This window comes from Blautia sp. AF17-9LB (assembly GCF_003479185.1).
Lineage (GTDB): Bacteria > Bacillota > Clostridia > Lachnospirales > Lachnospiraceae > Fusicatenibacter > Fusicatenibacter saccharivorans.
Window position 1 is genome coordinate 114,561 of the sequence record NZ_QUGU01000002.1, and the last position, 12,790, is coordinate 127,350.

The window sequence follows — 12,790 nt, forward strand, 5'->3', positions numbered from 1 at the left end:
TATAGCAAAACGGAATTGAATTATAGCAGACAGTTTGATGATGAAACTGCCTGCTTTTTCTTTTATTACTTATAATTGATAGTAGTAGTATAAAAAGGCTCATACCCATGGTGAAAAGACCATTTAGAATGATAAAGATTAATTTTAAGTGTGGTAGGAGTTCCGTTGATTTGGTTGTGTTCCGTTTCAATATTATGCAGCACTCCATTAATACCCCAATATTGATGATATACAACGATCTGTAATTCTGTATCACGAGTAGTTCCAGTACTGAATGACATACTGTTGAATATAAGATAATCGGGTAAACGAATGTAGTAGAGAACACTTGCAAGAGTGATTAAAACAATAGTAGCGAATAATAATTTCTTTTTCATTTTAAGGTACCTCTATTTATGTTTGATTATAAGGGGTAACTATATAATACCTCACTATATAGTGAATTACTACATAAAAAAAATTTGAATATACTTTTATGTAGAGGTGAGGTAATGAAGTATGGACATCTGGAGCTTCACATAGAGGAACTGCTGAAAGAAAAAGGAATTAGTAAAAATACTATTTGTAAAGAATTGGACATACCAAGGTCGAATTTTAATCGTTATTGTAGAAATGAGTTTCAGAGATTAGATGCGCAACTGATCTGTAAACTGTGTAGCTATTTAGATTGTGAAATAGAAGAGCTGATAGAATATGTGAAAGAATGAAAGTCTGGCGGATTGGAGAAAACTCGTGCAGACTTTTGTTGCGTAAAGGAATAGAAAAAATGTAATGAGGTCAAGGAACAAGGCGAAGCCGATACGCCGTAGGGCAGTCCTTGACGGAATGGATGTAGCCAAGAATATTATGATATTAAAGAGGACTTGAAAGGTAATACCTTACAAGTCCTCTTGTTTATTGAATGTATGTCGAAAAAGAGTCTCTTCTCGTGTTATTATGAGTTTTTTATTATGTTGATAGAGCTATTTTTCTTTCCATCCGATGGTTCTTATAGAATCTTTTTTATACCATTTCTCTGTATCGAGAAATTCAAAGCACTTTTTAATGTTAGCATAATTAGAGAGCTTTTTTAAATCGGCTGTTAATTCGAAAAACTGTTTTTCGAAGTCTTCTAATCTTTGAGGCATATAATGTTGGCTAAGATTATTTTTTATTCGGACATGTTTTCGTTGAATATCTTGTCGGATTCTCTTTACAGCATTATAACAATCATATTTTTCATAGCCTGGATATTCGCTAAAACGGTCACAATATTGTTTTTTTAAGTTAGTGGTTGCGAAATATTTTCCGCAGTGATCGCATGTTTTGAATTTATATTTGTTTAATGCGAGGAAATGCAATATAGAAAACAAAATATCGGAAGGACTATAGCATTGATAAAAATAGTCGTAATACAACGAGGACTTTTTCTGTAGCACTTCTTCGATGGGAAAAGAGTAATAGTGAATAGGTGGAAATGAATTCGATGAAGGATTAGTTACTTTAGCAATAGGAGTGAATTTAAAAGTAATATCAAAATAGGGACGTAGCATTTCGATGTGTTCAGGCTTTATTTCGGACTGTTCATAATTGCTTATATTCATTAAAAACTCAATTCCCTTTAATACAGCGTGATATTGTTCGCGCTGTTCGTTTCTGAAATTTAGAATGTTTTCCAACGAAACAATATCGGAAAAATCATAATTAAAAAAATTGAACTTACCATTATTAGCATAAATATCAGGTAAGATGTATAGTGGGTTGAAGGTCACCCATTTTTCTAAGCCAGTAATTTTAGCCTGAAAGTCTTCTGTGTCATTGATGTGATAAATTATTATTTGACATAATTCTTTCATGAAATAGACCTCTCTTTCTTGTTTGAAAATGTTTCGGTTTAAGTTTAATATAAACGAAACAAAAAGTCAAGGGTTTTGGAATATCAATAGAAAGTGTTTCGTTGAAAATATAAGAAAAAGAGACGCAATAGTGCATTAATAGATATGTAGATGCTTTAGAATAAAAGTATGAAATGCATTTCGAATTACCATCAAGGGTGGATGCGACCTAAGACGGCATCAGAAAGATAGGTGAAAACATGAATAGAAAAAATATTGAAAATTATTATGAAGAAAGAATAGCCGACAAATATTTATCTAAAGAAAAACAGATAATCAATGTGTCTTCGGAAATAGAGATACAATATAGATGGATTGATGGAAAGCGTACAGAAGAAATCGCAGGCTATAAACTATTTTTTGCTCAAGAAGGGGTAAATCCTTTTGCAGTAAAATTTGCAGAAAAACCAAAGCTTCCAAAATTTCTTTCAGAGGTTTTTTTAGAAAAGTTAGAGGCAATTGAGATTCGGTCTAAGGTATATTTTCGTGCAGAAAGTGTGGTGGAGAAAAGATGATAAGATCTGAGATTGAAAAATATTTACTCCAAGCACTTAATATGGCGTTACAGATCAATGGTGAAACATCCTATACCAACAGTTTTGGGGTGAAAGTTGTTAATGATGGATTCTTTTTTATCCCTCGCCTTCCGGCAAGCTATGTCATAGATGATGAGCTTTATCAAAAAATTTATTTGATATGTAATGCGGCATTATATCCGGAGTATTCGTTAGTAAAGCAAACCGGAATATATTTTGTTCCGCTAGATACAGATGATATTCACATAAAACGTGCGCTCTTTTTTCCGTGGAGTCAGGGGATCGCTAAAAGAATAATAATTCAAGATGTAGAAAAATTTGCATCTAAATTGGAAGCTGACAGAATACCAATAATGGACAATCTTGATATAAGTTATGAGAGGACAAATGGGATACTCATTGCAGGAACATCCGGTGGGGGTAAGAGCTATTTTCTTACCTATTTGCTAACAATGTTAAAACATATTTCAGATTTGCTAATAGTTGACCCCAAAATAGATATGCCGAGTAGATGGGGACGTGATAATGACATTGAGGTAATAGTCCCTAATGGAAGTCGAAGCAAAAGTGATTTTGTATCTGCTGTAAACAATGAGTTGGGTAAGTGCCTTGAGTTAATTTATAAAAGGCAACAAATTCTTTATAATAATAATAGTGCTACTATAAGACATTATACAATTGTTATTGACGAACTACTAGCACTTAGTGAAGGAGTGACGAAATCGATCAAAGAAGCCTTTTACAGTTTGCTTATACAGATTAGTCTTTTAGGCAGAAATACGAAAGTTCATCTAGTACTCTGTTCACAGAGGTTTGATGCTAATGCGATTCCAATTTCATGCCGTGAGCAAATGAATGTGCTAGTACAAGTTGGAAATATCAACAGCAAGACGATTCAGTTTCTGTTTCCTGATTTAGATCTGAAAGGGATAGTGATTCCTCAAGGAAAAGGAACTGGGCTAATTCAGGTGATTGATTCAGAACATCCGTTCCAGGTTGTTCCATTATTGACACCGACATATTATACGAAGGGAGAATAGGGTGAACGAGAGAAAATCATATTTTATACAAACTTTTCGAACTAATGAAGTAATGATATTTTGGCTATTATTGCTTATTTTAATTCGATTTCCACTTAAGTTTGTAGAAAAAAACTTTTTGAATGGAACAAATACTTCTTTGTTATGGTATTTAAAAATAATGAGTGAGATGTTTGAGCAGATGATTCAGGTAGTGGATTGTATGATGGCAATATCTTTAGTGATTGTATTGATATTAGTAATTCCTGAATTAATTGATAGAATAGTAAAAGACTCATTACTGAACTGGATATATTCAGTTTGGATGACTTACCGAATAAGAAAATTTCTTTTTAATGATGCTAACCGTGTAGAAAAAATCAATAGAAAGACGAGGATAATTAAAACGTCTATTATAGATGTGAGAAAGAGAAGGATTGTTTATCTTGTGAAATTACGGAATGATGTGCAATCTCGTAAAAAATTTGATGAGATGAAAGACATTCTACGTCAGGAAATAACAAATCAATTTCCAGATTATTCCTTTTCGAAATTTGAAAGATATAAGCAGTGGGAAAGTCTCGAAGGAACAAAGTTAAGGTGATTGGGCAGAGAGGCTTCTGCCTCGCCAAAGGCAGAGGAAAGAAGCTTCTCTGTTTAATCAATATAAGAGTCACAGGGGGATATACTACGACCCCCTGTGGAATAGTAATCTATAATCAGAGGAAAGTATAATGAAAAAAAAAGAGCAAAGAAGTAATAAGTGGGCATTCATTTTTTATGAAGAAAGTGCACCATCAAATTATCTGCAAGTGTTAGAAGAGTTGCATATTCCTTTTGTATTGAGTCCGTGGCATTGTATGGATGTAAATCGTGAAACTGGAGAAATCAAAAAATCTCACAAACATGGGGTTTTCTATTTTTCTTCATTAAAAAGCTATTCTCAAGTATCAAGCATAGTGAGTGATCGCCTTAATGCACCGAAGCATGTTGAGGTTGTTTTATCGCCAAAAGGGATGTTTGATTATTTTATACATGCAGAAAATCCAGAAAAAACACCGTATCAAATAGAAGATATAGAATGTGGATGTGGATTTGAACTTGAAAAGTTCTTAGTTGAAGTTAATTCTAGTGAATTTATAGAAAATATCATTGATGTCATAGAAATAAATGATTTTACAGAGTTTAAAGAGTTAGTTACATATGCAAGAAACAATGATTATATGTTACTGAAACTAATAGTTGATAAGACTTTTTTCTTTACTAAACTGTTGGATTCAAGACGTTATAGTTCAACAAAACTATTAAATAAAAAGGTGCAAGAAAAAAATGACATATAAAATAAAGGAGGCATTAGAAATGTGCAGGAAAACAGAAATACCTATATGGGAAAAAGCCAATCTTACTATTGTAGAAGCTGCGAAATATTCAAATATAGGACAAAATCGTATAGCAGAATTACTCAGGCAGCCTAGATGTCCATTTGTATTATATGTTGGTAAAAAGAAGTTGGTAAAACGGAGAGAATTTGAACGTTTCTTAGAAAATTGTGTTGAATTATGAAAAAATAGGTGATTTACATTGAATTTGAAGCTCCATTGTGGTAATCTATAAGTTGCTATATTGGAGCTTCTTTTGGTGAAAGGAGCTGGAATTATGGGAAAGGATTTAAGAGGAAAGGAGATTGGAGAGGGGATCTATCAGCAGACTAACGGTACATATTGTGCAAGATTTGTGGATAGATTCGGAAAAAGAAAATCAAAACGATCTAAGAAATTGCAGGAAGTGAGACAATGGCTTGCCGATGCAATTTATATTAATGAACATAGTGATATAGAACAGGCAACCAATATGATAGTAGATGCTTGGTTTGAATATTGGATTGATGTAAAAAGAAAAACGGTTCGTCCTAATACTGTTAGAAATTATACGGAACGTTACTATAAAAATATCCAGAAAGTAATCGGAAAAAAAATATTAACAGCGATAAAGCCGATTCATTGTCAAAAAATTTTTATGAATATGGCAGATGAAGGATATAGAACAACTACGATATATCAAACAAGAATTACTCTTTACAATATGCTTGAATTTGCAAAAGAAAATGAAGTGATTTTGAGCAATCCATGTAAAAAATCAGTTAAGAGTGATATGGGAAAACCGTCACAGAAGAAAAAAGCTCTTACGATTGAGGAACAAAAGAAATTCTTGAAGCAGGCAAAAGGACAGAGCTACGAAAATCAATACAAATTTATATTGCAAACTGGACTTCGTACAGGTGAGTTGGTTGGTCTGAAATGGGAAGATGTTGATTTTGAGAATAAAACAGTAAAAATTCAGAGGTCTATGGAATATCGTTATAGTGTTGGTGCATGGAGAACAGGGGAACCTAAGAGTAAATCTGGTTATCGGACAATTCCATTAACAGATGAAGCAATTCGGATATTGTTGGCACAGAAAGAAAAAAACAGTAAGATAAAATTTATATCAGAAGAATGGTCGGAATATATTTTTTTGTGTCGTAAAGGTGAACCGGTTAAAAATAGTACCTATGATACCGCACTATTCAAAATATGCGAGAAGGCAGGAATTAATAAGTTTTCTATGCATGTATTAAGACATACATTTGCTACTCGATGTATCGAGGGTGGTATGATGCCAAAGACTTTGCAGAAAATACTGGGACATTCCAATATTGGCATAACCATGAATTTATATGTTCATATTACAGATGAAGAAAAACAAAAAGAAATTAATATGGTTGCTTGTGCATTAAATGTTATATAAGAGTAAATATATTGTGATAACTGATGGCACTTGGTGTGGCATTCGATATAATAGAAAAAGCATAAGAAACTGTAAAATAAAGGATTTTTAAAGGAGAAAAAATTAAAATGAAATTAGGTATCGTGGGCCTTCCGAACGTCGGAAAAAGTACACTTTTCAATTCCCTGACCAAAGCAGGAGCAGAGAGCGCAAACTATCCGTTCTGTACCATTGACCCGAATGTCGGCATCGTGCCGGTTCCGGACAAGCGTCTGCAGCAGCTCGGAGATTTCTATCAGTCCAAGAAAGTAACACCGGCTGTCATCGAGTTCGTTGACATCGCAGGTCTTGTAAAAGGTGCATCCAAAGGAGAGGGACTTGGAAACCAGTTCCTTGCCAATATCCGTGAGGTAGATGCTATCGTTCACGTTGTCAGATGCTTTGAGGATCCAAACGTTATCCACGTAGACGGCAGCATTGATCCGCTCCGTGATATCGAGACCATCGACCTTGAGCTGATCTTCGCCGACCTTGAAGTACTCGAGCGCCGTATTTCCAAAACTGCAAAATCTGCAAGAATGGACAAAGAGGCGGCAAAAGAGCTCGAATTCCAGGAGCGTCTGAAAAAACTGCTGGAAGACGGAAAAGATGCCATCCTGATGGAGCTGCAGAACGAGGACGAGGAAAAATGGATCGCAGAGTACAACCTTCTGACCAGCAAACCGGTCATCTACGCAGCGAACGTAGCAGAGGATGATCTCGCAGACGACGGCGCAAACAACTCTTATGTACAGTCTGTCCGTGAGTATGCAAAAGAGCACAACAGCGAAGTGTTCGTCATCTGCGCCGAGATCGAGGCAGAAATTTCCGAACTCGAAGAGGATGAGAAAAAAATGTTCCTCGAGGATCTTGGTCTTACCGAGTCCGGCCTGGAAAAACTGATCGCAGCAAGCTACCGTCTGCTCGGCCTCATGAGCTTCCTTACAGCAGGAGAGGATGAGACCCGTGCATGGACCATCAAAGTCGGAACAAAAGCACCGCAGGCAGCCGGAAAAATCCACACCGATTTCGAGCGCGGATTCATCAAAGCCGAGGTTGTCAATTATCAGGATCTGCTCGACTGCGGTTCCTACGCAGGAGCAAGAGAGAAAGGCCTTGTGCGTATGGAAGGAAAAGATTACATTGTCCGCGACGGCGATGTCATCCTGTTCCGTTTCAACGTTTGATAAGTAATAATAAGAGAGAATATAAGTTATGGATATGGAAATTAATTTTCCCAATCTCGGGATCTATCTCGACCATGTGGGAAAAAACATCAGTATTTTCGGATTTTCCATCGCCTATTACGGCATCGTGATCGTAACCGGTATGATGATTGCGATCTGGATTGCCCAAAGAGAGGCAAAGCGGACGGGGCAGAACCCGGAGCAGTACCTCGATCTTGCGATGATCGGCATCGCAGCCGGTATTCTCGGGGCACGGATTTACTACGTTATATTTGCCTGGGACTATTATAAGGATGATCTTTTGAGTATTTTCAACATCCGCCAGGGCGGACTTGCCATCTACGGCGGCATCATCGGTGCCTGCATTGCGGTGGTGATTTACAGCAGAAAGAAGAAACAGAACTTCAGCCTTCTGATGGATACCGCGAGCATGAGCATCGTGTTCGGTCAGATTATGGGACGGTGGGGAAACTTCTTTAACCGTGAGGCATTCGGTGACTACACTAACAACCTGTTTGCGATGCAGCTTCCGGTTTCCGCGGTCCGTGCCAATGAAATCACACAGAAAATGTGGGATCATGTGGTGACGGTAAACGGCGTCGAGTATATTCAGGTGCATCCCACCTTTTTATATGAAAGTTTATGGAATGTGGGTGTCCTGCTTTTTCTTTTCTGGTTTCGGAAAAGAAAAAAATTTAACGGCGAAGTGTTCCTGATGTATCTGATAGGATATGGCCTTGGAAGAATCTGGATCGAGGGACTCCGCACCGACCAGCTTCTGCTTCCGGTGGTGGGACTTCCGGTTTCCCAGCTCCTTTCGGGGTGCCTTGTGGTGGGATGTACCATCCTGGTGGTATGGAAACGAAAAAAATTATCATCCGGTGGGGAGACAGCCCATTCTTAAGGATAAAACCAGTGAAAAAAACAGAATAAAAATACAGAAAAGGGGAAAACCGGCAAAAAAGGTTTTCTCTTTTTTGATACAAAATTGGTATAAAAAAGGCGGAAAATGCGCATAAAAATGTTGCATTTTGGGAAAAATCTTAAAAATGAAATAGAAAAAAGACCTTGCTATTTTCCCTGAGTTGATATAGAATAAAAATATAAGTGGTAGAAAGTGGTGAAAAGTGGTGCGTTGTGGAGCGGATGTGGCAGTCCGGCTGCGGCGCGATACATGAAGTGGTGCGTGGGGAGACCGCCATTTCAGGTGATAAGAGGGTTTTCATTATGTTCATGGGAGAGTACAGTCATACGATTGACGCGAAGGGAAGATTGATCATACCGTCCAAGTTCAGAGAACAGCTGGGAGAAGAGTTCGTACTGACGAAGGGATTGGACGGATGCCTTTCCATTTACCCAAACGACGAATGGGCTGCCTTTGAAGAGAAGCTGAGAGCCTTACCACTTACAAACAAAAACGCCAGAACTTTTTCCCGTTTCTTTGTAGCAGGTGCTACGTCATGTGAACTGGACAAGCAGGGGAGGATTCTCGTACCGGCAACGCTGCGGGAATTTGCTGGTCTGGAAAAAGATGTAGTCCTTACCGGAAATATCAACCGGATTGAAATCTGGAGCAAGGAAAAATGGAACGAAAACAGCAATTATGATGATATGGATGCCATCGCCGAATCAATGGAAGAGATGGGCATTGTGATCTGATCTGTTTCGTTGGGATACAGGAGATGACCATGGAATTTTCGCATACATCAGTATTACTGAAGGAAACCATTGAAAACCTTAAGATAAAACCGGACGGAATCTACGTGGACGGGACGTTGGGAGGCGCTGGACATTCCAGTCATATATGTGAGCGCTTATCTGCCACGGGGAGATTAATAGGCATAGATCAGGACGAAGCTGCGATAGCTGCTGCGGGTAAACGCCTGGAACCATTTCAGAACCAGGTCACGATTATCCGCAGCAATTATTGCGATATGGTTCCGCGTCTTGCCGAAATCGGAGTCACCGGGGTAGACGGAATCCTGCTGGATCTTGGAGTTTCATCCTATCAGTTGGATAATGCAGAGCGTGGATTCACATACCGTGAGGATGTTCCGCTGGATATGCGGATGGATCAGAGAAATGCTCTTTCCGCGTACGAAGTCGTGAACGATTACAGTGAAGAGAATCTTTCGCGTATTCTCCATGAATATGGAGAAGAGCGTTTTGCAAGAAAAATTGCACACAATATATGCGTAAGCCGGCAGCAGGCGCCGATTCGAACAACTGGGGAGTTAATCGAAATCATCAAGCGCTCGATTCCGGCAAAAATAAGGGCGACGGGCGGCCATCCGGCCAAGAGAACCTTTCAGGCAATCCGTATCGAAGTGAACCAGGAACTTACCGTTCTGTCGGAGTCACTGGACGGCATGATTGATCTCTTAAATGACGGTGGAAGACTTTGTGTCATCACCTTTCATTCTCTGGAAGACCGTATCGTAAAAAACATTTTCAGAAAAAACGAGCATCCATGTACGTGTCCGCCGGAATTTCCGGTCTGTGTATGCGGAAAGAAGTCCAAGGGAACCGTAGTAACTCGGAAACCGATCTTGCCGGGAGAAGAGGAAATGGAAACAAATCCCCGTTCCAAGAGCGCAAAACTGCGCGTCTTTGAACGAAAAGTGTGACGGCTCGGCACGAAGGAGACAGAGAAGTTATGGCCAGACGGGCAGATGGAAGGGTAAATTCGACAGATAGAACGAAACGTTATACGCCAGATACGTTTGAGGACGGAAGTGCGGTACGGCGTCTTGCAGCACAGCCGCAGGAAGCACCAAAAGAAGCACGGCCTCTGAAATCGGGTGTGAGCAGCCAGACAAGAAGAAACCGGGCACGGGCGACACAGATCAGCGCGGGCTACGCTGTTTTTCTTGCCATTGTCTGCACACTGTGTATCGCGGCGTGTGTTGCGTATGTCAAGTTGCAGACCGTGGTTACCACGCAGGCGGAAGACATTACCAGCAAAGAAAAAGAATTGAGCGATCTGAAGGCGGACAATGACGCCTATTACAATACAACGGTTGCCTCCGAAGATCTTGAGGCAGTCAAAGAAGCAGCACAGAACCGGCTCGGCATGAAATATGCAGATGAGTCCCAGGTAATTTATTTCGATGATTCAGAAAACAGCTATGTGAGACAGTATCAGGATGTTCCGGATGCGAAATAGGTGAAAACGTGAGTAAACAGAAAAAAAATAAAAAACGAAGCGGGGCATTCCGGAGACGGAAGACAAGTGGGCGTATGAGCAGAAAACTGGTAGCACTCTTTTTGGGAGTGATGCTGGTTTTTGTTGCTTTAGCGATTGACATTACGTATGTGAATGCCACAAAGGGAGAAAAATACGAAAGACAGGTTTTAAGCCAGACGCAGCAGTCCTACGACAGCAGGACAATTCCATTCCAGCGGGGAAGTATCACCGACCGGAACGGAACGATTCTGGCAACGAGTGAGAAGGTTTACAACGTTATTCTCGACTGTAAACTTGCCAATACGACGGTAAAAGATGAAGAAAAGAACGATACCCATCCGTACGTCGATCCGACCGTAGCAGCACTGGTTGAATACTTCGGACTCGACGAGACGGATATCCGGGATCGTCTGACCGGCGAAACGACAAAAGAAAGCCAGTACCAGGTTCTCGCCAGAGAGGTCTCGATGGACGCGAAAAAAGCGTTTGAGGCCTATGTGGACGAGTACGCGGACAAAAAGAACAAGGAGCTCGATGAGAACGAGCAGGCGGAAAAAGCATACCGTGCCAACATCCGCGGCGTCTGGTTCGAGGAATCCTACCACAGAACGTATCCGTTAAATTCACTTGCCTGCGATCTGATCGGCTTTACGTATTCAGGAGACACGGCAGACTGGGGAATCGAAGGGTATTATTCCAGTATCTTAAATGGCGTGAATGGCCGCCAGTTCGGCTATTACAACGAAGATGCGGATATGGAACAGACGATCATCGAGGCGCAGCCGGGCAAAAACGTGGTTACGACGATTGATGTAAATATTCAGAAGATCATCCGCACGGCGATCGAGAATTACAATGAGCGGATTCATGTCCAGAACGGCGCGGACGAATCGGACACTGAGACGAACCGTCAGACAAAAGCGGCAAAGAATATCGGCGTTGTCGTGATGGATCCGAACAATGGAGAGATTCTTGGTATGGATTCTTCCGACTGGTATGACCTGAACAATCCAAGAGATCTGACACCGTTCTATTCGCAGGAAGAAATTGATGCGATGAACGATAACGAGACAATGGAGGCTTTGAGTGCCATCTGGAAAAACTACTGTATTTCCGATGCATATGAGCCAGGTTCCACGGCAAAACCGATGAACGTGGCGGCGGCATATTCCCTCGATGTAATCGATGATGATACCCTGTTTGACTGTGAGGGGTTTGAGACGATTGCAGGGCAGATGATCCGCTGCGGAGCTTATCCGGGAACACATGGCGTACAGACACCGGCCGATGTACTGAAAAACTCCTGCAACGCTGGTATGATGCAGATCGGACAGAAGATGGGAGCAGCGGAATTTCTCCGCTATCAGGATATTTTCGGTTTCGGCAGTCTGACAGGAATTGACCTGCCGGGTGAGGCGTACGGCCTGGTTCACACGGAGGATACTATGGGACCGACCGAGCTTGCAACGAGTACATTCGGACAGGGCTATACCGTGACGATGGTACAGCAGGCAGCTGCGTTTTCCTCTCTGATCAACGGAGGCAATTATTACCAGCCGCATGTGATGAAGACGATCACGGACAGCACAGGAGCTGTTGTTGAGAGCAATGAGCCGAATCTGGTGCGTCAGACGGTTTCCGCGGAAATCAGCGATAAAATGAGAAGTTTCCTCCAGGGAGTCGTGACCGATGGAAGCGGCCAGAGTGCAAAGGTTGCCGGTTACACGATGGGAGGAAAAACAGGTACTGCACAGAAGTATCCGCGAGGCAATGGAAAATATCTCGTTTCCTTTATCGGATTTGCACCGGTAGAAAACCCGAAAGCTGTTGTTTACGCGATTGTGGACGAGCCGGATGTAGAAAATCAGGCGAACAGTGTGCTGGCACAGGAGATCGTAAAAGAGATCTACACAGAACTGCTGCCGTATTTGAACGTATTCCCGGATGATACGGACGGTGTGACGGGCGAAGGCTCCGAGACCGGAACGGATGATCCAAACGTAGCGGCACCGGTACAGGAAGACGATACGGAAAACAGTGCTGAAAACAGCAATATCGAGAACGGCGGTCTGACAAACGCCGAGCTGGATCTCATCAATGAAGAGTAAAAAAACATAAAAAACAAAAGACATAACCCCATAGCAGTTTCCATATAGTGTTATCATAATGGATTCGGCTATGG

15 protein-coding genes are annotated in these 12,790 nt (G+C 40.7%); 13 read left to right on the forward strand and 2 right to left on the reverse strand.

Annotated features, from left to right (window positions below; translation table 11 throughout):
• Positions 1 to 65: 65 nt before the first annotated feature.
• Positions 66 to 377, reverse strand: a complete 312-nt coding sequence (locus DWX00_RS02605; protein WP_118594618.1) for a hypothetical protein — start codon at positions 375 to 377, stop codon at positions 66 to 68.
• A 114-nt stretch (positions 378 to 491) separates the two neighbouring features.
• On the opposite strand from DWX00_RS02605, the gene DWX00_RS02610 reads away from it, so the two are divergent.
• Positions 492 to 707 (forward strand): helix-turn-helix domain-containing protein, encoded by a 216-nt coding sequence (locus DWX00_RS02610; RefSeq protein WP_118594619.1) that lies wholly within the window; start codon positions 492 to 494, stop codon positions 705 to 707.
• Positions 708 to 962: 255 nt separating this feature from the next.
• On the opposite strand, the gene DWX00_RS02615 is transcribed toward DWX00_RS02610, so the two are convergent.
• On the reverse strand, positions 963 to 1,835 hold the full coding sequence (locus DWX00_RS02615) for a hypothetical protein (protein WP_118594620.1): 873 nt from the start codon (positions 1,833 to 1,835) through the stop codon (positions 963 to 965).
• A 239-nt stretch (positions 1,836 to 2,074) separates the two neighbouring features.
• Here DWX00_RS02615 and DWX00_RS02620 point away from each other — a divergent pair, with 239 nt between their 5' ends.
• From DWX00_RS02620 to DWX00_RS02675, 12 genes are all read left to right on the forward strand, one after another.
• Entirely contained in the window at positions 2,075 to 2,389 is a 315-nt protein-coding gene (locus tag DWX00_RS02620; protein WP_118594621.1) for a hypothetical protein, read from the forward strand.
• On the forward strand, positions 2,386 to 3,450 hold the full coding sequence (locus DWX00_RS02625) for a cell division protein FtsK (protein WP_118594622.1): 1,065 nt from the start codon (positions 2,386 to 2,388) through the stop codon (positions 3,448 to 3,450). Before DWX00_RS02620 ends, DWX00_RS02625 begins: the two co-directional genes overlap by 4 nt.
• A gap of 1 nt (position 3,451) precedes the next feature.
• A complete protein-coding gene (locus DWX00_RS02630; RefSeq protein ID WP_118594623.1) occupies positions 3,452 to 4,033 on the forward strand; it encodes a hypothetical protein in 582 nt (193 codons plus the stop codon).
• A gap of 130 nt (positions 4,034 to 4,163) precedes the next feature.
• Positions 4,164 to 4,769 (forward strand): replication protein, encoded by a 606-nt coding sequence (locus tag DWX00_RS02635; RefSeq protein ID WP_118594624.1) that lies wholly within the window; start codon positions 4,164 to 4,166, stop codon positions 4,767 to 4,769.
• On the forward strand, positions 4,759 to 4,992 hold the full coding sequence (locus DWX00_RS02640; protein WP_243036622.1) for an excisionase: 234 nt from the start codon (positions 4,759 to 4,761) through the stop codon (positions 4,990 to 4,992). Before DWX00_RS02635 ends, DWX00_RS02640 begins: the two co-directional genes overlap by 11 nt.
• 93 nt (positions 4,993 to 5,085) lie before the next feature.
• Positions 5,086 to 6,216 carry a tyrosine-type recombinase/integrase gene (locus DWX00_RS02645; RefSeq protein WP_118594626.1) on the forward strand — a complete coding sequence of 377 codons (1,131 nt, stop codon included), beginning with the start codon at positions 5,086 to 5,088 and terminating at the stop codon, positions 6,214 to 6,216.
• Positions 6,217 to 6,323: 107 nt separating this feature from the next.
• Complete coding sequence (ychF, locus tag DWX00_RS02650) at positions 6,324 to 7,421, forward strand: redox-regulated ATPase YchF (protein ID WP_022461456.1); 1,098 nt, start codon at positions 6,324 to 6,326, stop codon at positions 7,419 to 7,421.
• A 28-nt stretch (positions 7,422 to 7,449) separates the two neighbouring features.
• Positions 7,450 to 8,325: a prolipoprotein diacylglyceryl transferase gene (gene lgt / locus DWX00_RS02655; RefSeq protein WP_022461071.1), complete on the forward strand. Its 876-nt coding sequence runs from the start codon at positions 7,450 to 7,452 to the stop codon at positions 8,323 to 8,325.
• A gap of 323 nt (positions 8,326 to 8,648) precedes the next feature.
• Positions 8,649 to 9,080: a division/cell wall cluster transcriptional repressor MraZ gene (gene mraZ / locus DWX00_RS02660; protein ID WP_022461070.1), complete on the forward strand. Its 432-nt coding sequence runs from the start codon at positions 8,649 to 8,651 to the stop codon at positions 9,078 to 9,080.
• 29 nt (positions 9,081 to 9,109) lie between these two features.
• Entirely contained in the window at positions 9,110 to 10,048 is a 939-nt protein-coding gene (gene rsmH / locus DWX00_RS02665; protein WP_055265773.1) for a 16S rRNA (cytosine(1402)-N(4))-methyltransferase RsmH, read from the forward strand.
• A gap of 29 nt (positions 10,049 to 10,077) precedes the next feature.
• Positions 10,078 to 10,587, forward strand: coding sequence for a hypothetical protein (locus tag DWX00_RS02670; RefSeq protein ID WP_022461068.1), 510 nt, complete (start codon positions 10,078 to 10,080; stop codon positions 10,585 to 10,587).
• Between the two features lie 74 nt (positions 10,588 to 10,661).
• Positions 10,662 to 12,716: a peptidoglycan D,D-transpeptidase FtsI family protein gene (locus DWX00_RS02675; RefSeq protein WP_055226958.1), complete on the forward strand. Its 2,055-nt coding sequence runs from the start codon at positions 10,662 to 10,664 to the stop codon at positions 12,714 to 12,716.
• Positions 12,717 to 12,790 lie beyond the last annotated feature (74 nt).